Here is a 24,817-nt window from a genome sequence, read left to right on the forward strand (position 1 = left end):
GGGCGGTGACCACGCGAGAGGCAGGTCTGCAGGCCGCCGTACGAGGGGAACGGGGAAGAAGACAATGGGGCGTCACAGCTCCGGTGCCGATCGCGCCGGAAACGAGTGGAACGGGAACGAGCGGACGGGTGGGGCGGTCCCGCGTCGTGCCCAGTCTCCGTCGAACAATGCCCGTTCAGAACCCGAGGACGATTTCGGTTTCGACCATCGCGAGACCGACGGGGGCCGTCGCGGCGGATGGCTGTGGGCGGGTGCCGTCCTGCTGGTCGTCGTCGCTCTGGTCACCGGCGTCATCATCTGGCAGACGAGTTCGGATGGCTGCGGTGAACGTACCCGGTTGGCCGTCGCGTCGGACTCGGCGATGACGGGTCCGCTGCGCGAGGTGGCCCGTCAGGCGTCGGCGGATTCCTGTTTCGACTACGACGTGCAGACGGTCGCCGGTGCGGACGTGCCCGGGCTGCTCACACAGGGCGCTGCGGCTCCGGACCTCTGGGTCGCGGACTCGCAGGTACAGGCCCGCCGTGTGACGACCCAGGTGCGACGTGAACTCGACATGGTGTCGCCGTCCATCGCGTCGACCCCGACTGTCGTGGCCGGCACCGACGTGCCCGAGTTGGGCACCTGGGTGGAGGTCATGAAACTGCCGGATCTGCGGACCGGCAGCCCCGTGGACACCAGCACGGGAGACGCGCCGATCATCGGCGCGCTCGCGGCGGTCGACTCCGGCGAACTCGCCGACGAGGACTTCACCGAGGCGATGACCATCCTCGCCATCCAGCAGAACAACGCGCGTCTCGCCAACGACAACGAGGGCACACGACTCAACCTCGCCAACACCTCCGGCGTCCCGGTGGTCACCACCGAGCAGCAGTTCGACCTCTTCATGCGGACCCATCAGGGCTCCCAGCTGACGTCGACGATCCCTGCGGCGGGCACCGTGATGCTCGACTACCCGCTGGTCAACACGGCACCCGCGGCTCGTCAGCAGGCGGCCGCCGACGCTGGGACGGCGCTCGTCACCGCGCTGAAGACCGATGCCGGCCGAGCGGCGCTGACCGACTCCGGATACCGCGACGCCGACGGGAACGGCGTCGGGCAGCCGGTCAAGGAACTCGAACTGCGCGACCCGTCGTCGGTCGACAAGGCGCTGCGGCAGTGGCAGGTCCTCGGCGTGCCGATCCGCTCGCTGGTCGTGCAGGACACCTCGGGATCGATGGAGACGGCGGCCGGCGGGACGACCCGCGCGGGCCTGCTCATCGACGCCTCGCAGACCGGGCTCAAGCTCTTCCCGAACAACACGATGATCGGCGGCTGGGCCTTCAGCGTCGACAAGGGCGGACCCGGTCAGGACTGGGTGGAACTCGCACCGATCCGGCGCCTCGATGCCCGCTCGGGGAGCGGCACACATCGTGACGCACTCGGCCGGGCCGTCGAGGAGGGACTGTCGGATCTCGGTGGCGGAACGGGCCTGTACGACACGACCCTCGCCGCGTTCAAAAGGGTGCAGGACACCTACGACCCGAACTACTCCAACAGCGTCATCATCATGACCGACGGACAGAACGAGGACCCGAACAGCATCACGCTCGACAACCTGCTCGCCGAGCTGAAGCGCCTCGAGGATCCGGCACGTCCGGTGCTGGTGCTGACGATCGGCATCTCCGACGACGCGGATTCCGATGCGCTCGAACAGATCGCGGAGGCCACGGGTGGCACCGCCTACGTCGCGGAGAACCCGGCCGACATCCGCACCGTGTTCGTCGACGCCATCCAGGCGAGGGTCGCGGCCGCCGGGCGTTGAGACCCGGTGTCGGCGGGTACCTCGGCCGTCGCCGGGACTATTGGGCGCGCACTCGGCACAATTGGTGCATGACGCACACCCCAGAGACGCCCAAGACCCTCGCACCCAGCACACTGACCCACTCGGTGTCCCCGAGTCCGACCCGGCCGTCCCGGGGCTCGTCCGCCCTGGCCCGCACCGGCGGCATCGTCGCGGCGATGGCGGCGGCCGGGCTCGTCGTGGGCGCGTGTTCGTCCGAGGACTCCGGGTCCGGCGAGTCGACCACCGGCACCACGGCGGCCACGTCGGCCGCGACCGAGGTCGCCGACGCCGGCTCCGGCGAGTACAAGAACGGCGAGTACACCGCGCGTGGTGAGTACATCTCGCCGGGCGTCCGCAGAGTGTCGGCGTGACCGTCACGCTGTCGAACTCGGTCATCACCGCGGTGTCGGTGGACACGAGCCAGACCAAGGGTCCGTCGCTGGAGTACCAGGGCAAGTTCGCGGGCGGTATCTCAGACGTCGTGGTGGGCAAGAACATCGACGAGATCGAGGTCGACAAGGTGTCCGGCTCGTCCCTCACCTCCGGCGGCTTCAACGACGCGATCGCCCAGATCAAGGAAGAGGCCCAGGCCTGACCTCCCTCGGCACCGCGGATCACTGGGCCTTCGAGGCGATCGGCACCCGGTGGACGATCAGCACCCCGGAGCCGCTGCCCGCCGACGTCGTCGACGCGGTGGGCGCCGAGATCGACCGGATCGACCGGACGTGGTCACGGTTCCGGGACGATTCGACGGTCGCGGACATGGCCAGGCGGGCGGGCCGATACCCGATCGCCGACACCGACCAGCCGCTCGTCGACTGGTATCGCCGTCTCTACGACCTCACCGGCGGTGCCGTGTCGCCGCTGGTGGGTCAGACGCTCGCCGACGCGGGTTATGACGCGGCATACTCGCTGCGCGCGTCGGCGCGGGTGCCGGTGGCCCCGGCCTGGGACGCCGTGATCGGCGAGCACGAGGGCGCACTGGAGATCCGCGAACCGGCGTTGCTCGACGTCGGTGCCGCCGGTAAGGGATTCGCGGTCGATCGGGTGGCGGAGATCGTCGGTGAGAGCTTCGACGACTTCGTGGTCGACGCCGGTGGCGACATGGTGATCTCGCCGCGCTCCCGGGGGCTGCGGGTGGCGCTGGAACATCCGTCGGACCCGACGAAGGCGATCGGGGTCGTGTCCGTCGGCGGTGGCGCGATCTGCGCGTCGGCGAGCAACCGGCGGGTGTGGGCCGACTGGCATCACATCGTCGACCCGCGAACCGCCTCGCCCGCACGGGAAGTCCTGGCGACCTGGGTGATCGCGCCGACGGCGATGGAGGCCGACGGCCTCGCGACGGCGCTGTTCTTCACGCCGGCGGCGTTTCTGCGCGGCGACTTCGACCACCACCGTGAGGGTTTCCACCACGTGACCATCCGACGCAACGGGAGTGTCGAGCACACCGCGATCCCCGGATTGGAGTTGTTCCTGTGACAACGCTTCTGCCGCAGCTTCTCTCGCCGATCGATGCCACCCGGCGACACCTGACCCCGTATCGGGCGGTGCTGTGCGGGTTGGTGGTGCTGGCGGCGGCTGCCTTCGTCGTGTCCGCGACCGACTCCGACTTCGGCTACGGCCCGGGCGACCTCGCGGTGTGGCTGGCTGTCGCGGTCGGGGTCAGCGCGGTGGTGAGCTATGCATGTGCCGGTGTGCTGCGGGTGCCGCCGAACTCCGATTCGTGGCTGATCACGGGACTGATCCTGTTCTTCGTCCTGCCCGGTGGCTCCGAGGACACCGCGGTGGCCACGGTGGCGGTGGGCGCCGCGATCGCCGCGGCGTCGAAATACGTTCTCGCGTGGCGTCGTCGGCTGATCGTCAATCCCGCGGTCGCGGGCGCGATCGGTTGTTATGCGTTGGCCTACGCCGGTGTCGAGGGCATCAGCTTTCCCTTCTGGTGGGTGGCCGCCGAACCGCTTCTCGTGCCGATGATCGTCGTCGGCGCGATCGTCGTGACGCTGATCCGCGACTGGCGGATGGCTCTGGTGTTCATCGGTGCCTCGCTCGTCACGATCGGGGTCGTCGAGCTGGTCCGGGGTGGGCAGGACCTGTCGACGTGGATTGTGTCGAGTCCGATGCTGTTCGTCGCGGCCATCATGCTGCCCGAACCGCTCACCTCGCCCGCCACCGGAATCCATCGGCTCGTCTACGCGGCCCTGGTGGGTGCACTCATGCACTGCCAGTACACGGTCGCGATCACCGACGCGTACACGTTGGCGTTCGTGCCCGAGGTCGCCTTGCTCGTCGGATGTCTGTACGCCTTCGCCGTCCGGCTGGTGACCGGGACCGCGCGCCGGGTGCCGCTCGATGTGGTGACCCTCCCGGTCGCCGACCGAACCTACGCGGTGCGGGGCGAACCGGTCGGTGCCCCTGCGTCGTTCCGAGCGGGGCAGTGGTCGAGCGTCAGCGTGCCGCGATGGTCGGCGCCGGTGTGGTCGGGTTCGCGGCGGGTCTTCTCGTTCGTGTCCGCACCCCGGCAGCAACCGGTGGAGTTCGGTTTCACCGTCGCCGCGACGCCGTCCGCGTACAAGGCGGCACTGGTCGAGGGGACCGCGCGCCGCGCCTACGTCGACAACATCGGCGGTGACTTCGTGCTGCCCCGGGCATTTCCGTCGACGGGCTCGGTCGTGTTGATCGCATCCGGGATCGGGATCACGCCGTTCGTGTCGATGGTCCGGGAACTCGTGCAGACGGCGTCGGACGGGGATCTCTCCCGTCTGACGGTCGTGCACGTCCTGCGGGATCACCGACGCGCCGTCTACGCCGACGATCTCGACAGCGCCCGGGCGGCGAACGCGCGCGTCGTGATCGTCGACGCGCCGGAGCTGGCCGACGGCATCGACGATCCGGCCCGGCTCGAAGACCTGCTCGGTCCCGTCGCGGCCGGCGCACACTATTACGTGTCCGGCACACCGGCGTTCGTCGAACGGACGTCCGCGGCGATCCGCCGCCTCGACGGTTCCACGAGGACCCAGCCCTGGCGTGTGCACGCCGACTCGTTCTCCGGGTACTGAATCCCTGCGAGACTCCTGCCGACGACGTCGAGACCCACCCTGCCCGATTCGGTGGAGGCGAACACCTCCGATTCGCGAACCGTTGACTGTGCAGTAGATTTCGTCGACCGCGATCGGTACCGGCTCATCCGCCTGATCGCCACAGGCGGCATCCCGTTGATTCTCGTTGACTGTGCGTTTGTTTCGCGAGTAGTGAGGGGGCTTGGCAGTCGCGACTGCTCGGTCGAATGAAGTTTCGTCCTCCTCAGGTCGATCGAAGGGCAGATTGCCCTTCAGTAGTGCTGACGTGGACGCAAATTTTCGAACAGTGGCCCAGTGGCGGACCGCGAGCGCACAGTGAACGAAAAGGGCGCACAGTCGACGAAAATCGGCGCACGGTCGACGAAAAGCGATGCACAGTCAACGAAAAGGGACGCACGGTCGACGGATGACCGACTCACCCGGCCAGGGCGCGGAGAAAGAACCCGAGGTTGGCCGGCCGCTCGGCGAGGCGGCGGACGAGGTAGCCGTACCACTGCTCGCCATAGGGGATGTACACCCGGACCCGCGCGCCGGCGTCGGCCAGGCGATGCTGCTCGTCGACGCGAATCCCGTAGAGCATCTGGTGTTCCCACGTGTCCGGGGACCGTCCGAACTCGCCGGCGAGGATCGCCGCGGCGTCGATCATCGTGGGGTCGTGGGTGGCGACCATCGGATATCCGGACCCCTTCATCAGCACCCGGAGGCAGCGCAGGTAGTTGTCGTCGACCTGTCGGCGTTCGACGAAGGCGACCGCGGCCGGTTCGGCGTAGGCGCCCTTGCACAACCGGATTCGGGCTTCCGACGACGCGAACTCGGCGCAGTCGTCCTCGGTGCGACGCAGGCAGGCCTGCAGCACGGTGCCGGTGTCCGGGAAGTCGTGACGCAACGACCGCACGATCGCCAGCCGCTGGTCGACGGTGGCGTGGCTCTCGGCGTCGACGGTGACCAGGACGCCCAGCCCGTCGGCCGCCTCGACGATCGTCCGCGCGTTCTCCTCGGCGATCTTCGCGCCGTGCTCCGGCAGACCCAAACCCACCGCGGTGAGCTTCAGCGACACCTCGAGCGATCCGGGAGTTGTCGCACCGAGCCCGGACATCGACTCGAGCAGTGCGAGATACGCACCCACCGTCGCGTCGGCCTGGGATTCGTCGACGGTGTCCTCGCCCAGGAAGTCGACCGTCACCGCGATCCCGTCGTCGACTTCGCTCTCGACCGCGCTCATCGCGGCGGCGATCGATTCGCCCGGGACGAACCGGCGGACGACCTTCTCGGTCACCGACCATCGCTGGGACGCGTCCCTGATCCGTTCGCTGCGCGACGCCGCAACGATCGCCGGCCGCAACACGGTGTCGAAGACGGAACCCATCAGATCCCCGTCCAGTCGGCCACCATGTGCGGGTACGTCGACGTGGTGGGCGGGGTGAAGGTCTCCTTGATCGTCCGGGTGGACGTCCACCGCATCAGGTTCTGCTTCGATCCGGCCTTGTCGTTGGTGCCCGACGCCCGGCCCCCGCCGAAGGGCTGCTGTCCGACCACCGCGCCGGTCGGTTTGTCGTTGACGTAGAAGTTGCCCGCCGCGTTGCGCAGACGATCGGACGCCAGCGCGACAGCGGCGACGTCGGTGGCCATGATGGAGCCGGTCAGTGCGTACTGCGCCGTCGAATCCACCAGCCCGAGAATGCTCTCGTAGTCCGCGTCGTCGTAGACATGGACGGCGAGGATGGGACCGAAGTACTCCGTCGCGAACGCCTCGTCGGTCGGGTCGTCGGACAGCAGCACGGTGGGCCGGACGAAGAATCCCTCGGTGTCGTCGCAGTCGCCGCCGACCGCGACGGTCAGCGACGCCGACGACTTGGCGCGGTCGATCGCCGCGACCTGCTTGTCGAACGCGCGCCGATCGATCACCGCACCACCGAAGTTCGTCAGGTCGCGGACATCTCCGTAGGTGAGTTCGGCGGCCTCGCCCAGGAACTCGTCGCCCATCCGGTCCCACACCGATCGTGCGATGTAGGCCCGCGATGCTGCCGAACACTTCTGTCCCTGGTACTCGAAGGCGCCGCGGGACAATGCCGTTCGCAGGGCATGCGGTTCGGCCGAGGCATGCGCGACGATGAAGTCCTTGCCGCCGGTCTCGCCGACGAGGCGGGGATAGTTCCGGTAGTGCTCGATGTTGGCGCCCACCTCGCGCCACAGGTGACGGAACGTCCGCGTCGACCCGGTGAAGTGGATGCCGGCCAGATCCCGGTCGGCGAGCACCACATCCGAGACGGCCGCGCCGTCGCCGTGCACGAGGTTGATCACGCCGGGTGGCAGTCCGGCGGCCTCGAGCAGAGCCATGATCAGCTGTGCCGAATAAGCCTGCGTGGGCGATGGTTTCCACACGACGGTATTGCCCATCAGGACCGGAGCGGTGGGCAGGTTCGCGGCGATCGCGGTGAAGTTGAACGGGGTCACGGCGTAGACGAACCCATCCAGCGGGCGGTGGTCGAGCCGATTCCACACTCCCGGTGACGACTCCGGTTGTTCGGCGAGTATCTCGCGGGCGAAGGCGACATTGAACCGCCAGAAGTCGACGAGCTCGCACGGGGCGTCGATCTCGGCCTGCTGCACCGACTTCGACTGACCGAGCATCGTCGCCGCCGCGATCCGCTCGCGCCACGGCCCGGCCAGCAGTTCGGCGGCGCGCAGGATGACCGCCGCTCGGTCGTCGAAGCCGGTGTGCGCCCAGTCGTCGGCGGCGGCGCGGGCCGAATCGACCGCGGCGCGGGCGTCGTCGTGCGTGGCGGTGGTGATGAAACCGAGGACCTCGCGGTGCGCATGAGGCTGGACGACATCGATCTGTTCGCCCGCACCGAGGCTCAGGTGACCACCGATGATGTGCGGGAACTCGCGCCGGCCGGCATGGGACTGTCGCGCCAGCTCGTCGACGATGCGGGCGCGCTCGGGCGAACCGGGGGCATAGCTGTGGACGGGTTCATTGGACGGTCGAGGGGGAGTGGTGATGGCATCCATGGCTCCAGTGCACCGTCCATCGCGACGTCGCGATATGGCCGATCGGCAAAGCTCCGCGCCGTAGGATTGTCCACATGGACAAGGTCGGTATCGCGCTCGGGCGGCTGGTCCTCGCCCTCGACCAGACCGTGGCGACCTTGGTCTCGTCTCCGCGCGGGCTGGACGCCCCGGTGTCGACGCTGGCCATGGTCGACACCGACGACATCCACTACGGACTGGGGCGCGCCGCGCGCTCGGCCGAGGTGTTCCTGCTCGTCGGGCTCGCCGACGAGGTCGGTGTCGAATGGCTCGCCGGGCTCGGCGCACACCGGCCGGTCGCCGTTCTGACCAAGAACCCGAGTAGCACCCTGATCGGTCTCGCCGAACGCCTGGGGGTCGCGGTCATCGCCATCGACCCGCACGCACGCTGGGAACGCATCTACAACCTCGTCACCCGCGTGCTCGACGCCGGGCGCGCCGCGACGGTCGACGGCGAGTCCATGGAGTCGGGGAACACCGGTGACCTGTTCCAGCTCGCGGCGGAGGTCGCCCGGCGGACCGGTGGTCTGGTGAGCGTCGAGGACGAGCACGCTCACGTCCTGGCCTACAGCTCGGCGGGCGAGGAGGCCGACGAGTTGCGCCGGCTGTCGATCCTGGGGCGCGAGGGACCACCGGAGATGCTGGCGTGGCTGCGGGACTGGGGCGTGATGGACGCGCTGCGGAAGTCCGCCGGCGTCGTGAGGGTCGACGCACGCGCCGACCTGGGACTACGGCCGCGTCGCGCGATCGCCATCCGTCCGGCATCGGGCCGGCAGACCGGTTCTGCCGACGTCATGCTGGGCGTCGTCTGGTTGCAGGAGGGGTCGCGTCCGCTTGCTCGCGACACCGACGAGGTCCTCGTCGGCGCCGGAGCGGTGGCTGCCCGGGTGATCGCGCGGCGTCGTTCCGCCGGCTCCGACCACGATGAGCGGGTCCGGCGACTCCTCGGCGTGGGCGGAGAACCGGTCGACACGGATCATCTCGCCGCCCAGCTCGGCATCGACCCGACGGCCGCGGCGACGATCGTGGGTTTCACGACTCCCGACGGCGTCCGCGGGGGCCAGGTGTCGGCACTCATGTTGCACGCCAGCGCATTCAGTCCGCCCTCGGTGACGGTCACCATCGGGGACCGCGCCTATGTCGTGCTGCCCGGCGTCGCGCTCGACGACGCCGTCTCCTGGGCCCGGGCCGCCGTCGACGCCGCCGACCGTCAGTTCAACCTGCCGGCGCGCGCCGTGGTCGCGGGACCCGACAACATCTCCGGCGCAACCGATCTGCGGCTCTCCATCGACCGCGTCCTCGACGCCGCGGACCGGGAAGCCGACCTGATCGACGCCGTCACCACCGTCGAACGATCCCGCACCGGTGTGCTGTTGGGTGAGATCATCGGATTGCTCTCGGAGAACCCTGATCTCGTCGACAGCCGGGTCACCGGCCTCGCGGATCTCGACGCCCGCAGCGGCAGCGATTTCACGGCTTCGCTGCGCGCCTACCTCGACCATTTCGGAGACGTCCGTGCGGCGGCCGCGGCACTGCACGTCCACCCGAACACGTTGCGCTACCGCATACGTCGGATACAGGCGCTCACCGGGATGGATCTCGACGACCCGTCGACACGTCTCGTCGTGGCGCTGTCGCTGCGTGCCCGGTGAGAGCCGGGACGCAGGAGGGACTCCGGACCGCCCCGGCACCGGACATCCGATGGGTACCGTGGCGTCCATGCCTTCCTCGTCGAAGTCCCTGTCCGACCTGGCCGGTTCGCGGGTCGTCGTCACCGGTGCCACCAACGGCATCGGGTTGGCCACCGCCGGCGCGCTCGCCCGGGCCGGTGTGCGGGTGGTGCTGGCCGTGCGCGACACCGACCTCGGCGCCCGGCGCGCACGGGAATTCGGTGGCGACTGCGAGGTGCTGCGGCTAGATCTCGCCGACCTAGCCTCGGTCCGGGCGTTCGTCGCGGAACTCGACGGTCCCGTCGATGCGCTCGTCAACAACGCCGGGATGTTTCCCCACCAGCGCAGGACGACACCGGACGGGTTCGAACTGGGTATGGGCACCAACTTCCTCGGACCGTTCGCACTGACCAATCTCCTGCTGCCGCGCATCAGCAGACACGTCGTGTCCGTGGGTTCCGAAGGCCATCGTCGCGCGCGCATCGACCCCGCCGATCTCGAATATCGGCGCACTCGCTGGTCGGCGCCGCGGGCCTACACCGGTTCCAAGCTCGCGGTCATGCTCTGGGGTCTGGAACTCGACCGACGGTTGCGCGACGTCGGGTCACCGGTGACCTCGATGCTCACCGACCCGGGCTGGGCGGCGTCGAACATCTCGAACAAGCCGGGGCTGGGAGCTCTGCACCGGGTGGCCCAGGGGCTCGCGGGGGTGGTCGGTAACGACCTCGACGCCGGTGCGGCACCCACGCTGCACTGCCTGACCGAACCGGTCCCGCCGGGCAGCTACGTGGGGGTCGACGGGCTGTGGGGACTGCGCGGCCGGCCGGTGCTGTCGGGCCGAGCCCGCACCGCGTGCGACTACGAACTGGCGGGCCGCCTCTGGACCGAGGCCGAGACTCTCACCGGCACCCGGTGGCCACTGGGGTGAGCGGAGGAGTGTCTCGTCGCGGCGCTGTCACCGCGCGTCCGGTGAACCGGTGATCCGGATGATCTCGTACCCGGAGACCGGGCACGAGATCATCCGGATCCGGTGACGTGCGTCTAGAGGATCGTGAGCATCTCGTTGTAGGTCGGCAGCGGCCACAGATCGTCGGCCACGATGGATTCGAGCGTGTCGGCGACCTCGCGGACCGCGGCCATGGCCGGGATCAGCGTCTCCAGCGCGTACTTCGACTCGTCGAAGGTGGACTCGCCGTGCATCCCGGCGATGCCGGCATCCAGCGTCGCCAACCCGTCGTGGAGGGAGCTGATCAGCCCGGTCAGTTCCTCGAGCAGCGGTGTGGGAGCTTCGATCCCGGCCATCTTGAGCGATGCCGCGGTGCCTGCCAGCTCACCCTGGTAGCGGATCGCCGCCGGCATGATCATGGTCTTGGCGATCTCCGCGGTCTCCTTGGCCTCGACGAGCAGCGTCAACGCGTAGTACTCGAAGATGACGTCCTCACGGGCCTCGAGCTCGCGGGCCGACAGCACGCCGTATCTCTGGAAGATCTCGATCACCTCCGGGGAGGTGTACTCCGTGACCGCGTCGACCGTCGTCCGCAGGTTCTTCAGCCCGCGGGCGGCCGCCTCTTCCTGCCATTCGTCGGAGTAGCCGTTGCCGTTGAAGATGACCGCTCCGTGCGAGTTCACGATCTCCTGCAACACCTTCTGGACGGCGTCGGCGAGGTCGAGTCCATCGGCGAGGAGCTTCTCGAGGTCCGCGGCGATGACGTCGAGTGAGTCGGCGAGGATCGTGTTGATGGCGACCATCGGATCGGAGATCGACTGGTTGGAACCCGGTGCGCGGTACTCGAACCGGTTGCCGGTGAACGCGAACGGGCTGGTGCGGTTGCGATCACCCGGATCGGCCTTGAGGGGCGGGAGCGTGTCGACGCCCAGCTCGATGACCCCCGCGGCCTTGGAGCCGGTGGCGCCGCCCTTGGCGATCTGCTCGAACACGTCCATCAGCTGTTCGCCGAGGAAGATCGAGATGATCGCCGGCGGAGCCTCGTTGGCGCCGAGCCGGTGGTCGTTCGATGCCGAGGCGACCGCGGCCCGCAGGAGTCCGCCGTAGAGATGCACCGAGCGGATGATCGCGCCGCAGAAGGTCAGGAACTGCATGTTCTCGTGCGGGGTCTCGCCCGGGTTGAGCAGGTTGCCCTGATTGCTGTTGCCGAGCGAGAAGTTGACGTGCTTGCCCGAACCGTTGACGCCGGAGAACGGCTTCTCGTGCAGCAGACACTTCATGCCGTACTTCTCGGCGACGGCCTTCATCGTGGTCATCATCAGTTGCTGATGGTCGTGCGCGAGAACCGACCGTTCGAAGACCGGCGCGATCTCGAACTGGCCGGGTGCGACCTCGTTGTGTCGCGTCTTCGCCGGGATCCCCTGTTTGAACAACTCGCGGTCGAGTTCGATCATGAAGGACAGCACGCGTTCCGGGATGGCGCCGAAGTAGTGGTCGTCGAACTCCTGCCCCTTCGACGGCGGGGCGCCGAACAGGGTCCGGTTGCAGGTCATGAGATCCGGTCGCGCGTAGAAGAAGTGCTCGTCGATCAGGAAGTACTCCTGCTCGGCGCCGGCGTAGGACACCACGGTGTCGACGTCGTCGTGCCCGAACAGCCGGAGCAACCTCATCGCCTGCTTGCTCATGGCCTGCTGGCTGCGCAGCAGCGGGGTCTTCTTGTCGAGGGCCTCGCCGGTCCACGAGATGAAGATCGTCGGGATGCAGAGGGTGTTGCCGTTCGGGTTCTCCAGGAGGTAGGCGGGACTGGTGACGTCCCAGCCGGTGTAGCCGCGGGCTTCGAAGGTCCCGCGCAGGCCGCCGTTGGGGAAGCTCGACGCGTCGGGCTCGCCCTGCATCAAGGTCTTGCCCGCGAACTCGGCGAGGGACGCGCCGGTGGAGTCGGGTTCGAGGAACGAGTCGTGCTTCTCGGCTGTGAACCCGGTGAGCGGATAGAAGACGTGGGCGTAGTGGGTGGCGCCCCTCTCGATGGCCCAGTCCTTCATCGCCACCGCGACGTAGTCGGCGAGGGTGGGGTCGAGTGCGCAGCCGGTGTCGATGGTCGCGGCGACCGCCTTGAAGACGTGCTTGGGCAGCCGCTTCTTCATCACCGACAAGCTGAACACGTTGCGCCCGAACGTGTCTGCCAGCGGTTCGGCGAAACCGGGCGCCGACACGTCGTAGGTCGTCACGGCCTCGATCGCCTGCCGGCGGGACATGCTGCCACTCATGGATACTCCTGGATGATCTCGGCCCCCACGTGCGCGGGGGTCGCACGACGACGTCGCTACGCCGGTGTCGCAGATGCGAGCGACTCGACGCTATGAGCTGGGTGTATGCGTCCGATTGCACCCATGTGACGCTGAGGAAAACTAGTGGTCGGAACCCGGTTGAGGCAGCGTCGGTCCCGGCGTCCGCGGCCGGGACGGGCTATCGCAGCGTCGCGTCGTCGCCCATCACGGCACCCTCGCGACGCGGATCCGCGCCGCCGATCCAGCCGCCGTCCTGGCGGAGCAACGCGCTGAGTCCGCTCGACTGCTCTTCCACCGAGACCTCGGCGCCGCGTTCGCGTAGGCCTCGGACGAGCGGATCGTCGGCGCCGTCGTCGGCGGTGTCTACGAGCGGGTGCTCGCCGCCGACGTTCGACGTCGGGGTGTTGGCCGAGCCGAAGTCGATCATCGACACGGCCTGCTGGGGATCGAGGCCCCAGTCCAGCATCCCGACGATCGTCTTGATCACGAACTGGATGATCACCGACCCGCCGGGCGAGCCGAGGGCGGCGACCACCTCGGCCGGGGCCCCGTCGGTGCCGGGCTGCAGGACGAGCGTCGGCGCCATCGACGACCGCGGCCGCTTGCCGGGTGACACCCGGTTGGCGAGCAATGCGCCGGCGTCATCCCGGGGCTCTGCGGAGAAGTCGGTCAGCTGGTTGTTGAGGAGGAAGCCGTCGACCATGTGGTAACTGCCGAAAGCGGATTCGATCGTGGTGGTCATCGTGGCGACGTTGCCGTAGCGGTCGGCGACGGTGATGTGGCTGGTCCCGTGTTCGGGGCCGGCATACGACCCGAGGGGTACCGGACCGAGGTCGCCCGCCGGCGCCTCGCCGAGTGAGGACTCGGGCTTGATGAGCGCCGCTCGCGACCGCAGATAGGCCGGGTCGAGGATGGTCGCCACCCCGCGCCCGGGCAGCGGGACGAAATCGGGGTCGGCGACGTACTTGTCGCGATCGGCGTAGGCGAGGCGCTCGGCCTCGGTGACGAGGTGGACGGCGGCCGGGTCGGGACGTCCGCCGTCGGTGTCGACATCGGTCGGCGGCATCGACGGGAGGTCGAAGTTCGCCAGGATGCCCAGCGCCGACGCCACGGCGATCCCGCCCGACGACGGTCCGGGCATCGCGACGATCTCTCGTCCGCGATACGTCGTGACGACCGGTTCCCGCACGATCGCACGGTAGTCGCGAAGGTCTTGCACGGTCATGAGGCTCGGTGTCATGCCGCCCTCGGTGCTGCCGGCCTCGGCGACGATGGCCTGGGCGAGCGGCCCGTCGTACATGGCTCCGGCGCCGTCGGTCGCCAGCGCGCCGAGCGTCTTCGAGTACGCCGGGTTGACGAGCCGGGTGCCGGCCGGCTTGGCCGTGCCGTCGGCGGACAGGAAGTACGCGCGTGTATCCGCGTCGACGGCGAGTTCGGCCGCCGACGCGGCGATCGCGGTCGCGAGCCGCGGACTGATGTCGAAACCGTTGTCGGCCAGCTGTACTGCGGGATCGAACAGGTCTCGCCATGCGTGGCCGCCGAATTCGCCGTGGACCATCTCGAGCATCCGGAGCACGCCCGGCACGCCGATGGACCGACCCGAGGCGCGGGCACTCGGTACCGGCGGTGCGGGATCGTCCGGGCTGATCCGGGTCAGGTAGGTCTCGGTGGCGGCGGCCGGCGCCGTCTCGCGACCGTCGAAGGCCCGCACACTCTTCGACGCCGCGTCGTAGTAGAGCGCGAAGGCGCCACCACCGATGCCGGAGGACTGCGGCTCGACGAGGCCGAGCACCAGCTGCGCGGTGACCAGGGCGTCGGCGGCGGTGCCACCGTCGCGCAGGACCTCGCAGGCCGCCCGGGTGGCGAGCGGATTCGCGGTTGCGGCGGCGTAGGTTTCGGTGACGACGGGTCTCATCCCCGTGCGAAACCCCGAAGCCACCTCAGGTCTGGTGGCGATGTCGGTGGGTGCGGCGGACACGGCCTGGGCTTCGATCATCTCCCCGTTGGGGATCTCGGCGCAGGTCACCGGACTCGCTCCCGGCTCGGCCGGATCGCCGCCGCAGGCGGTCGTCAGCAGAGCGGTGGCCGTCACCACGGCCAGAGCTCGCACCACCAGTGAGATTCCGCGACGGGGCGTCATCGACCAAGCGTACTGGCCGGTCGACCGCTCGTGACGAGAACCGGGTCGAGGTGTTCAGGAGAGTACGGCCACGCATAGGGTCGACGGGAGGGCCGCGCCGGCATGGTCGGCCGAACGAGACGAACGGGGAGAATCGTGGGAGTGGTACGGCATCAGGCGAGGATCGACGGGCCGCGCGAGAAGGTGTTCAGCTACGTCGACGGCTATCAGAACGTCAGCGAATACCTCTTCGGCGTCACCCGCTTCGAACCCACGACCGACCAGACGAGCGGACTCGGTGCGACGTTCGCGGTGTCGATGGAGGTGGGGCCCAAGACGCTGAATTCGGTCGTCAAGTGCACCGAATACGTCGAGAACGAGCTGATCACGTTGGAGGCGATCGAGGGATTCGCGGCGAACACCACGTGGCGCTTCGCCGACGCCGACGGCGGTTCGGCCACCGACATGGACGTGGAATTCACCTACACGTTGCCGGGCGGCATGGCGGGCAAACTGCTCGGCAAGGTCGTGGGACCGTTTGCCGCACAGGCGGTCCGGCAGACCGAGACCACCATCGGCAAGAAGGTCCGCGCCACCGGCTGATCTCGCCGGTTCAGCCGGCCTCCACATCGGCGGGCTCGGGTATCCGGTTGGGCAGGTGGCGCGAGAACAGCAACGCCAGGACGAGAAGGCCGAACACGACGAACAAGGCCTGCTGCAGGGCCGCGATCTGCGACTCCGCGTAGACCTGGGACACCGTTTGCGCGGCATCCGGCGAGCCACCCGCGTCGAGGACGATGGTTCGGGCCTCGTCGGCGGAGATGATGGGTACGCCCGCATCGTCCACGGCCGCGACCACACGTTGCTGGTCATCGGGTGAGAGGGTCTCGGACTCACTCACCGCCGACACGAAGCCCGACGAGAGCATGAGCAGGAAGACCGAACCCGCGACCGCGGTGCCGAACGACGAACCCAGGTTCTGGAAGGTGCCCTGCAGGCCCCCGACTTCGGAGGTGTCCTTCTCCTCGACGGCGGACATGTTGACGTTGCCCAGTTGTGAGGCGAGCAATCCGAAGCCCGCGCCGACGACGAACATGCCCGCGGCGAAGGCTGCGCTGCGCAGGTCGGTGCCCACCGAGGCGATGATCAGAAGTGTCCCGAGAGCCATCGTGATCTGCCCGCCGCGCGCGATGAATCGGGCGGATCGTCGTGCGGTGAGCCAGGATCCGAGTATCGAGAAGATGACGAGGCCCACCGAGAGCGGCAGGATCTTCACCCCGGTCTGCAGGGCGTCGCGTCCGAGCATCGTCTGCAGGTACACCGGGACCACGAAGAAGAGCGCGGCGATCGCGAAGTACTGGGCGAGGAAGCCGCCGAGCCCGCTGCGCAGTGCGGCGATCCGGAACAATTCGATGCGCAGCAGCGGTTGCCTGCCGGAGTCGGCGAGGGCACGTTGGCGCAGGACGAACAGCCAGAGGACGACGACCCCGAGCAAGAGCAGGTATGCGACGGGCGAGACACCGAGGGGAGCGATCTCGTTGCCGCCGAACTCAGGTGGGTGCTGCGGCTTCAACCAACCCCACGTCTTCGACTGCAGGACGCCGTAGACGACGAGCGCCAGGCCACCGGCGGATGCCAGGACGCTCAGCGGGTCGATGCGCACGCTCGGGTCACGGGGTACATCACGAATCAGTTTGGCCGCGAACAGGACCGCCACCATCACGACGGTCTCGGCGACGAACACGTAGCGCCACGACAGGTAGGTGGTCATCACCCCGCCGAGCAGCGGGCCGACCGCGGCGGCCAGCCCGGTGACCGCGCCCAGGATCGAGAATGCGGTGACACGCGCCTTGCCGGTGTAGTTGATGGCGGCCAGTGAGGCGATCGCGGGGATGACGAGAACCGCACCCAGCCCCTCGACCAGTGACCAGCCGATCAGCAGAACGGGCAGGTTGGGGCTCAGCGCCGTGGTCAGCGAGCCGATGCCGTAGATGACGGCACCGATCTTGAAAGCTCGTGCCCGGCCCATCAGGTCGCCGAGCTTGCCGCCGGTCAGCATGAAGGCGGCCATCGTCAGCGCGTAGAAGGTGATCGCGGCCTGCATGCCGGTGATCGAGGTCCCGAGGTCGTCGGCCACCACCGAGATCGACACGTTCATCACGGTGCTGTCGAGCACCATGACGAACTGTGAGACAGCCAGGATGATGATCACAGACCATGAGCGCACGGCAGTCTCCTCAGATGTGGTGAGCGCTCTGATCTTTGCAGCTTCGGCCCGTCACTGCGCGGGATTGAGCATCGGCACGAGGAACTGACGCGCCACCGTGGCGAGCTGGGCATCGTCGGTGATGTCGACGACGCGGCTGGGCACGGTCAGGAACGACGCCGACACGCGGACCATCATCTCGGCCACGAGGTCGACGTCGAGCAGGTCGGAGATGTTGCCCGCCAACTGCTCTCGACGCAGCTGTGCGGCGACGAAGTGCTGGACGGTCGCGAGCAGCTTGCCGTCCCCGCCGATCATCGATTCGATGAGCATGCTCGGTTCGGCGTCGTTGATCTCACCGATCAGCGGGTTGCCGGAGATGGCACGTAACGAGCCGACGAATCCGAGGACCACACGGTCGGCGACGGTGTCGGCACGGGGGATCTCCGCGCGGAAGCGGTCGAAGTAGCGGCGGAACTCGCGCAGCACCACCTGGTCGACGAGCGCGTCCTTGGTGGCGAACTTGCGGTACAGGGTGACTCTGGTGACGCCTGCGCTTTTCGCGACCTTCTCCATCGGAGTGCGTTGGACGCCCAGCCGGCAGAACAGTTCGAAGGCCGCGTCGAGGAGGCGCTCGGCGGTGGGATCGGCCGCCTCCTCCGACGGTGTCGAGGACTCGAGGAATGCGCGCTGGAGAAGTGAGCTCGACAGCGAAGCGCCGGACGGCTGCGTGGTCACCTGGTCACCCCTTCTACTCATGATGACGGCATGAGCTTCCATGATCGCAAAATCGGCGAAACAGGTGTGTCCTGGACCACCTGGTGGTAACAATGATACAAGGATACGTTGTTTGTCACATTGATACATGGAAGTGATGGGACGGGGTCATGGAAGATCTGAACAGACGAAATCTGATACGCGCCGGAGGTGCCGTCGGTGCTGCCGGAGCGGTGGCGGCGCTCTCGCAGACGACGCCGTGGACGTGGTCACCGGCGAATTCGGTGCCCGGTCGCGGTCGTGGTGCGGATCCTCGCCAGGTGTGGGACGACGAGGCGGATCCGGTGGTCGCCAAGGTCATCGACAGTGGGCAGGTGCACAACGTCAACCGACTGCTGCGCACGTGGCATCGCAACTCGCAGCCACTGCCGGCCGGCCTGCCCTCGGAACTGCGCGACTTCATGGAGCACGCGCGGCAGCTGCCGTCGTGGACGGATCAGGCCAAGCTGGCCGACGTTGTTCGTTTCAACCAGAAGCGCGGAACATACCTCGGTGTCCTGTACGGCTTCGCCAGCGGCATGATGAGCACCGTCATCCCACGTGAGGCCCGTGCGGTCTACTACTCGAAAGGTGGGTGGGACCTCAAGGACCGCATCACCAAGACCGCGAAGCTCGGTTACGACATCGGATCGCTCAACGCCTACCAACCCGGCGGCGAGATGGTCGTGACGTGCGTCAAGACACGTCTGGCCCACGCGGGAGTGCGGCACCTCCTGCCGCAGTCGCCCCACTGGGTGCACGGGGCGACGGAGAAGAAGCCGATCAGCCAGGCCGACATCATGGTCACCTGGCACAGCCTGCCGACGACGGTCATGCGCAACTTCGACAAGTGGAACGTCCCCATCGCCGCCGACGAATCCGCCGGATTCCTGCACTCGTGGCAGATCACCGCTCGTCTGTTGGGCGTCTCGGACGAGTACATCCCGGCGTCATGGGCCGCCGCCGACTCGCAGGCGCAACAGGTGCTCGATCCGATCCTGGCGCCGACCCCCGAGGGTCGCAAGCTCGCGGACATGCTGCTCGATCTCGGCATGAACCTCGATCTCTCGCTGATCTCGCGCGGCGTCCTGGGAGCCCTCACGAGGTTCGTGCTCGGCGATCAGGTGGCGAACTGGTACCAGATCCCGCGCGAGCCCGTGTGGAGCCCGCTGCTCGAGACGGCGTGGGGTCCGTACGTGCAGATCCGCGAGGGCCTGCTCAACGTCGGCATGCCGCGCGAGGCGTACTGGCTGTTCGACGAGTTCCTCCGCCAGTTCGTCCTCTTCTACATGTCCGAACTGCGGATGCCGATCAACATCGAGATCCCGGTGATCAACAACCCGAAGTACAAGTAGCCCACACCTAGTCGGCGGACACCTTCTCAGCCCCCGCCGACTCAGCGACTTCCACCGCCCGGTCCTGCTCCTTCTTGTTCCGCTTCGGCAACAGGGGGATGCGGGGCCGGGCGGTCAGCCATTTGCTGAACGGCAGGCGCAGGAGGAGGTCGACGAGCGCCAGCGATGCCGCGAGCACCAGGGCGATCAAGATGATCGAGCGCAGGACCGCCGAGTGCGGGAACCAGTCGAAGAGTCCGCTGAGGAATCCGACGCGGCCCAGGATGTCGAGGATCAGCGGGTGAACCGCGAAGACACCGAAGGCGCGCAAGGTGGCCTGCGACACCAGCCGTCCGCCGGCCGGTCGGCCGGCGGCGCGTCGGTCGTCCCAGACCAGGCCGATCAGCCACAACAGGGCGAAGCCGCCGATGTACCAGGGCAGCGACACCGGGTTCCAGGCCGTGTTGGCCTTCCACGGCACATTGCCCGGCGACGTGGCCAGCAAGTAGCCCGCGACGCTGAACGCCGCGCAGCCCGCCGCGACCAGAACGACGGTGGCCATGTGCTCGCGGAGCCAGCGGTCGACGGCCTCGCGGTGCTGCGCGGCCAATACGCCCACCGCGACGAAGAGCGCATACATCGGGAGCGTCTTCCACATGTGCTGGTAGGCGACGTCCCACGCGTGGCCGGAAGGTCTCGGGAGGTACTGGTAGACGACGAACACCAGGAGCTGGATCGCGGTCCCGCAGGCCAGCAACAACCACGGGCGGTTGCGGCCGCGCTCGAAGATCCAGGAGATCAGCGGGAAGAACAGGTAGATCTGCATCGAGATCAGCAGGAAGTACAGCTGATACTTGCCCTCGCCCACGATGAGGTCGTGCGCGAGCCGGGGCAGCATCTCACGGGCGGGTGGGAACGGGTTGTCCGCGAGGATGAGGTGGTCGGTGACCGTGTAGATCAGCGTCCAGGCGAGGTAGGGGCCGACGACCAGCCCGAAGCGGCGCCGCCAGAACTGCCACGGCGACATCTCCCGGCCCTGCATGCTCAGCACGAGGACATACAGCGTCACCGCCACGAAGCCGTATCGCGTCAGGTGGCACAGGGTGCCCACCAGATTCGCTCCGCGGATCTCGTCGGCCCCGCCGTTGATGGCGTTGACGCTGTGCGCGACGACCACGAAGGTGAACAGCACGACTCGGACGAAATCGGCGGTGTGCGCTCGTCCACGCGGCTTGGTCGCAGCCGGGGGAGGGCCCGGCTCGGCGGGACGGGGTGCGGCGGCGGGGCCCGGCGTCTCGGCAGCGGTGGCTGTGGTCTCGTCGTCGTCGGCGGTGCGCGCCGATCCTGATGCCGCGTGCACCAACGAAAAGACCTCCCCGGGTGAAACGGTGGAACGTATGCGGTAAGCAGTGTACGGACAGGAACGGGCATCAACCCCAGCGCCGGGGTGTCTCGAGTGGCGACGATCACAGGCAGCAATGTCCGGTTCTCGATCCGACCCCCCGATGCTCGCCTGTGGTTCTGCCACCGACGTCACAAGCCATCGGGGATGTCCCGCCGACTGCCGATGCCGAGCTTCCGGAATCCGCGCGCCACGTGGTTGCGCACCGTCGTGGGGGCAAGGCCGAGTTCGGCGGCTATCTCCGCTGCCGTGCGGCGTCGGGCGTACAGACGCAAGATCTCGAGTTCGCGACCGGTCAGGCCGGCGGCCGACGGTTCCGGACTTCTCGCTTCGCGTAGCTCTCGCACGATCCGCTCGCGGACCGCGGCGGGGGTGGCCGTGCGGAAAGGGTTGTCGTCCCCAGACACCAGCGCGGCGACCACCGACAGCGACAGATCGTCCGCCACGGAGTGTCGCGCGATCCGGTCGTATCCGGTCGCGATGCACGCGGCGGCAGCCTCGGCCCGTCCACGATCCCACTCGATGAGTGCGCGGGCCGCGTCGCCGTGATGGTCGCCGATCACCGCGGCCGAGGGCAAGCGCTCGGCGTCGGCCAGCATGACGCCGGCGCCGTCGAGGTCACCCGAAGCGGCGAGGGTCATCGCCAGCCAGTGCTTGGCGATACGTTCGTCGCTGCGGTGTCCGCTTCGGGCGAGAAGCTCGGCCGCGCGGGTGCCCGACGTCGCGGCCGCGTCGAAATCGGCCGCGCGAAAATGGATCTCGGAACGGATGGTCGCCAGCCATGCACGCATCCGCAGGTCGCCCAGCGGCGTCGTCGACGCGGCGAGTCCGAGTTCGCGCTTCGCGGCCCCCGGATCGTCCTTCGAGAGCAGTGCGCGGGCCCGCATCGCGTGGAGTTGCGCGACCGACAACCCTTCGTCCTCTGCTCGGTCGGAGTCCGGGAGGAGGGCGCCGATGTTCGGGTCCGCTGCCAGGTCAGAAGCGAGGAACCACGTCGCCCACGCGGCGCCGCGAACGATCGGGTCGTCGTTGTCCTGCAACACACGCCAGGGTGTCTCGGCGTCGGGCCGGCCTGTGTACGTGTCGATCAGGGCTTCGACAACTCGTCCGAGCGGTTGGTGCGGTCCCGGGATCGTTCGTAGCTCCTGCCGCGCGGCGTCGGGGTCGGCGCCCTTCAGGAAGGTCGAGACAGCCGCAGCGACGGCGATCGCGGGTGTGTCGAACGGTAGCTGGGCTCGCACTTGCGCGAGCCGGGAAGTGATCTCAGGGCTGGATCGAGTGCCCAGCGCGAGAGCTCGGGCCCAGGCGAACCCGGCCTCGGCGCTCGGATCCGACTTCCAGGCGGTGGCGGCGAACCGTTCGGCGGAGTCGGGATCACCAGACCGCAGGTGAAAAACGCCGGCGGCCAGCAGGTCGGCGGTGCTCACCGGTTGTCCGAGGTCGAGGCCCCACGACGCGCGCATCACGGGCGTCGTCGCGGCCGCGTGGAGTAGTTCGGCCAGCCGGCGACGACGCGCGGGGGTCATCGACCGCTCGACCGCAGCGGCGACCAGTGCGGACGCGGCCCGGGCGCCGGTCGCGTCGGTGGTCACGAACTCGTGATCCTCCAGGGTGACGATCGCCTCGTGACTGCCGAGTCGGGCGACGCATTCCCAATCGAGCATTCCGGCGACCACGACGAGCGCGAGAGCCTCCGAGCACTCTCGGGGTAGACCGGACAGTCGGCGCCGAACGGTTTCGGCGATTCCGTCCCCGGGGTCGTCCGCGCGTGCGAGCGAACAGATCAGCTCCGGGTTTCCGCCCGCTTGACCGACGTCGGCTCGTGCGCCGACGAGGTGACCCAGCACGGCCGATGCCGCGTCGTCCAGCGGCCCGAGCGTGAACCCGGCCCACCGGTTCGTCCGCAGGAGTTTGGTGATCGATTCCGGCACAGCGTTTTCTGTGATGGCGGCACCGAGCAGTCGGGTCGGTCCCAGGTCGGTCAGCGCCATCAGGAACTCCAGGACGGCCGGGTCTGCGCGATGGATGTCGTCGACGACCACGAGGGTCGGGAGGTCTCCTCCTGCGGTCAGGGCATGCCGGAGGGCATCGACGGGGTCCTCGGCACCGAAGCGGGCGTGCAGCGCGGGGAGTGACGACGGGAGGGTCACGACCTCGCGGCGCCACGAGCGTCGACCGGAGTCAGGAGAGGACAGTTCCGCGAGAAGTCGGGACTTGCCGACACCGAACGGCCCGGTGACCAACACCCCGTCGTGGGTGTCGAGCATCCGGGTGAGCTCGTGGACTTCGGCATCGCGGCCGACGAACGGTGGTGGAACGTGGCCGGGCCCGGACAGGCCGGTGAGGCAGATGCCGGCGGGGGTCCGGCGGAGACAGTCCGCGGGGAGGTGGCGGCGCAGACGGCTGAGGACGGTCCGCACTGCGGCGTCCGGGTGCTCCGGCATGTCCAGAGGCCAGATCCCGGCGGCGAGGTCCTCGGGGCTCAGCCCGGTGTGGCGGTGTCGGAGCAGCAGCGTGAGGGCGCGTTGTGCGGTGGGGCGCATCGGGATCGGGTGACCGTCGGCGTCGAGCAGCGCCACAACGGGAGTGGTTGTGTACGCCACCGCTCGACGATCGGTGATCATGGTCGGGGCTCACCTCCGGTGGCGTTTCCATGACTGATTTCCGGTTGATCAATCATTGATCATGACTCGTGGTCCGGTGTGCTCGAGGGTGATCACATGCGAAACATGGCGATACTCATGATCTGTGCAGCGCTCTGTTCACTCGGCTGCATTCTCGGAGCCGGGCTGGCCCTCACCTGGAACAGCGGGCCGTCGGCGATCGCCGCGGGGGTGTGCGCCGTCGTGGCAGGGGGTGTGGCCGTCGTGCTGGTGGGGCGGGTGCGCGCGCAGAATCGGCGGCAGGGGACCAACTACACGATCTTCACCATCTGAGGCACGTCGTCGACGGCGGATGCCGCTCGCGTAGACTCCGGCTGTCGGGAGCCGCGCCGACAAGCCTTGCGCGGCGCGCCTTCGTAGCTCAGGGGATAGAGCAACCCTCTCCTAAAGGGTAGGTCGTAGGTTCGAATCCTACCGAGGGCACCAACCAGGCCGGTTTCGCAGCTCGTGGCCGCGCGGGGCGCGGTCTCGGCTATGTCTCCGCAGCAGCGGACTTCGCGAACCGCCGGCGGTAGACCAGCGGCGAGACACCGACGCTCGCGGCGAAGTGGTGACGCAGCAGCGTCGCCGACGTGAAACCGACCCGCCGCGCCACCTCGTCGACGCTCGCGGTGGTCGACTCCAGCAGGTTCTTCGCCGACAGCACGCGCTGCTCGGTCAGCCAGCGGCGAGGCGAGATCCCGACCTCGTCGACGAACCGTCGCGCGAAGGTCCGTCCCGACATGTGCATGCGGGTCGCCATGTCGTCGATGCTGATGTCTCGGTCGAGGTTCGCCGTCATCCAGGCGAGCAGCGTGCCGAACCCCTCGTCGGTGCATGCCGGTACGGGTGCCTCGACGAACTGACGCTGACCGCCGTCGCGGTGCGGTGGCACGACCATCCGCCGCGCGATCCGGTTGGCGACGGCCGGTCCCCAGGCCTCCCGGACCAGGTGCAGCGATGCGTCTATCCCCGCGGCGGTGCCCGCGCTCGTGGTGACGGGGCCGTCGTCGACGAAGAGGACGTCGGTGTCGACCTGGGCGCGCGGGAACATGCGCGCGAGGTCGGTGCCGTAACGCCAGTGGGTCGTGCACCGGCGGTCGTCGAGGAGGCCGGCCGCACCCGCGACGAAGGCGCCCGAACAGACGGTGAGCACTCGGCCGCCGCCGTCGACGACCGTGCGGATGGTGTCCAGGATCTCGTCGGGGTAGTTGCCGCTGATGCTTCCCCCGGGGATCACGACCAGATCGACGTCACGGCACTCGGCGAGGGTGTGCGACACCTGGAGCGAGACCCCGTGGCCCACGCCGAGTGACGATCCCGGTTCCGGCGACGCGACCCGGAAATCGAAGGCCGGGACGCCGTCGTCGGTGCGATCGAGGCCGAACACCTCGTGGACGACACCGAACTCGAACAGTGCGACGCGTCCGTAGAGGAGGACGCCGACGGATTTCAACACCAACCCAGTATGGCAGATAATTTGCGAACAATGGCTTTGCTGCCACTGTTGGCGGGAACATAGTGG

Annotated in this window: 18 protein-coding genes, 1 tRNA gene and 1 pseudogene; 10 read left to right on the forward strand and 10 right to left on the reverse strand. The window is 68.4% G+C overall.

Annotated features, from left to right (window positions below):
• The first annotated feature begins 64 nt into the window (after positions 1-64).
• Together AC3B5T_RS13250 and AC3B5T_RS13255 are read left to right on the forward strand one after the other, a co-directional pair.
• Entirely contained in the window at positions 65-1,801 is a 1,737-nt protein-coding gene (locus AC3B5T_RS13250) for a substrate-binding domain-containing protein (protein WP_488357460.1), read from the forward strand.
• Between the two features lie 68 nt (positions 1,802-1,869).
• Positions 1,870-2,417: pseudogene (locus AC3B5T_RS13255) on the forward strand (FMN-binding protein).
• A gap of 19 nt (positions 2,418-2,436) precedes the next feature.
• Here the strand turns inward: AC3B5T_RS13255 and AC3B5T_RS13260 are convergent.
• Entirely contained in the window at positions 2,437-2,586 is a 150-nt protein-coding gene (locus AC3B5T_RS13260) for a hypothetical protein (protein WP_488358799.1), read from the reverse strand.
• On the opposite strand from AC3B5T_RS13260, the gene AC3B5T_RS13265 reads away from it, so the two are divergent.
• Together AC3B5T_RS13265 and AC3B5T_RS13270 are read left to right on the forward strand one after the other, a co-directional pair.
• Positions 2,516-3,301: an FAD:protein FMN transferase gene (locus AC3B5T_RS13265; RefSeq protein ID WP_488357462.1), complete on the forward strand. Its 786-nt coding sequence runs from the start codon at positions 2,516-2,518 to the stop codon at positions 3,299-3,301. The two genes, AC3B5T_RS13260 and AC3B5T_RS13265, sit on opposite strands and share 71 nt — an antisense overlap.
• Positions 3,298-4,878, forward strand: a complete 1,581-nt coding sequence (locus AC3B5T_RS13270; protein ID WP_488357464.1) for an FAD-dependent oxidoreductase — start codon at positions 3,298-3,300, stop codon at positions 4,876-4,878. The genes AC3B5T_RS13265 and AC3B5T_RS13270 overlap by 4 nt, the downstream gene beginning before the upstream one ends.
• A gap of 436 nt (positions 4,879-5,314) precedes the next feature.
• On the opposite strand, the gene AC3B5T_RS13275 is transcribed toward AC3B5T_RS13270, so the two are convergent.
• On the reverse strand, positions 5,315-6,265 hold the full coding sequence (locus tag AC3B5T_RS13275) for a proline dehydrogenase family protein (protein WP_055475814.1): 951 nt from the start codon (positions 6,263-6,265) through the stop codon (positions 5,315-5,317).
• Complete coding sequence (pruA, locus tag AC3B5T_RS13280; RefSeq protein WP_055475815.1) at positions 6,265-7,911, reverse strand: L-glutamate gamma-semialdehyde dehydrogenase; 1,647 nt, start codon at positions 7,909-7,911, stop codon at positions 6,265-6,267. The genes AC3B5T_RS13275 and pruA overlap by 1 nt, the downstream gene beginning before the upstream one ends.
• Before the next feature lie 74 nt (positions 7,912-7,985).
• On the opposite strand from pruA, the gene AC3B5T_RS13285 reads away from it, so the two are divergent.
• Together AC3B5T_RS13285 and AC3B5T_RS13290 are read left to right on the forward strand one after the other, a co-directional pair.
• Complete coding sequence (locus AC3B5T_RS13285; protein WP_055475816.1) at positions 7,986-9,581, forward strand: PucR family transcriptional regulator; 1,596 nt, start codon at positions 7,986-7,988, stop codon at positions 9,579-9,581.
• Between the two features lie 49 nt (positions 9,582-9,630).
• A complete protein-coding gene (locus AC3B5T_RS13290; RefSeq protein WP_055475842.1) occupies positions 9,631-10,527 on the forward strand; it encodes an SDR family NAD(P)-dependent oxidoreductase in 897 nt (298 codons plus the stop codon).
• Between the two features lie 113 nt (positions 10,528-10,640).
• Here the strand turns inward: AC3B5T_RS13290 and AC3B5T_RS13295 are convergent, their stop codons facing one another.
• Together AC3B5T_RS13295 and AC3B5T_RS13300 are read right to left on the reverse strand one after the other, a co-directional pair.
• Positions 10,641-12,812, reverse strand: a complete 2,172-nt coding sequence (locus AC3B5T_RS13295) for a glutamine synthetase III family protein (RefSeq protein ID WP_055475817.1) — start codon at positions 12,810-12,812, stop codon at positions 10,641-10,643.
• A gap of 199 nt (positions 12,813-13,011) precedes the next feature.
• Positions 13,012-14,973: a gamma-glutamyltransferase family protein gene (locus tag AC3B5T_RS13300; RefSeq protein ID WP_055475818.1), complete on the reverse strand. Its 1,962-nt coding sequence runs from the start codon at positions 14,971-14,973 to the stop codon at positions 13,012-13,014.
• Positions 14,974-15,108: 135 nt separating this feature from the next.
• Between AC3B5T_RS13300 and AC3B5T_RS13305 the strand changes: the two genes are divergently transcribed.
• Entirely contained in the window at positions 15,109-15,555 is a 447-nt protein-coding gene (locus AC3B5T_RS13305; protein ID WP_035717809.1) for an SRPBCC family protein, read from the forward strand.
• A gap of 10 nt (positions 15,556-15,565) precedes the next feature.
• Here AC3B5T_RS13305 and AC3B5T_RS13310 read toward each other — a convergent pair whose 3' ends face one another.
• Positions 15,566-17,179: an MFS transporter gene (locus AC3B5T_RS13310; RefSeq protein WP_035717816.1), complete on the reverse strand. Its 1,614-nt coding sequence runs from the start codon at positions 17,177-17,179 to the stop codon at positions 15,566-15,568.
• Positions 17,180-17,230: 51 nt separating this feature from the next.
• Positions 17,231-17,917 carry a TetR family transcriptional regulator gene (locus AC3B5T_RS13315; protein ID WP_193748611.1) on the reverse strand — a complete coding sequence of 229 codons (687 nt, stop codon included), beginning with the start codon at positions 17,915-17,917 and terminating at the stop codon, positions 17,231-17,233.
• A 128-nt stretch (positions 17,918-18,045) separates the two neighbouring features.
• Between AC3B5T_RS13315 and AC3B5T_RS13320 the strand changes: the two genes are divergently transcribed.
• Positions 18,046-19,269, forward strand: a complete 1,224-nt coding sequence (locus AC3B5T_RS13320; RefSeq protein ID WP_010843589.1) for an oxygenase MpaB family protein — start codon at positions 18,046-18,048, stop codon at positions 19,267-19,269.
• A gap of 7 nt (positions 19,270-19,276) precedes the next feature.
• On the opposite strand, the gene AC3B5T_RS13325 is transcribed toward AC3B5T_RS13320, so the two are convergent.
• On the reverse strand, positions 19,277-20,608 hold the full coding sequence (locus AC3B5T_RS13325) for an acyltransferase (RefSeq protein ID WP_010843590.1): 1,332 nt from the start codon (positions 20,606-20,608) through the stop codon (positions 19,277-19,279).
• 173 nt (positions 20,609-20,781) lie between these two features.
• Positions 20,782-23,274, reverse strand: a complete 2,493-nt coding sequence (locus AC3B5T_RS13330; RefSeq protein ID WP_010843591.1) for a LuxR C-terminal-related transcriptional regulator — start codon at positions 23,272-23,274, stop codon at positions 20,782-20,784.
• A gap of 96 nt (positions 23,275-23,370) precedes the next feature.
• Here AC3B5T_RS13330 and AC3B5T_RS13335 point away from each other — a divergent pair, with 96 nt between their 5' ends.
• Positions 23,371-23,586: a hypothetical protein gene (locus AC3B5T_RS13335; RefSeq protein WP_193748610.1), complete on the forward strand. Its 216-nt coding sequence runs from the start codon at positions 23,371-23,373 to the stop codon at positions 23,584-23,586.
• Between the two features lie 77 nt (positions 23,587-23,663).
• Positions 23,664-23,739: transfer RNA gene (locus AC3B5T_RS13340), tRNA-Arg, on the forward strand.
• Between the two features lie 46 nt (positions 23,740-23,785).
• Here AC3B5T_RS13340 and AC3B5T_RS13345 read toward each other — a convergent pair.
• On the reverse strand, positions 23,786-24,751 hold the full coding sequence (locus tag AC3B5T_RS13345) for a GlxA family transcriptional regulator (RefSeq protein WP_010843593.1): 966 nt from the start codon (positions 24,749-24,751) through the stop codon (positions 23,786-23,788).
• Positions 24,752-24,817 lie beyond the last annotated feature (66 nt).

This window comes from Gordonia sp. G4, assembly GCF_057770005.1.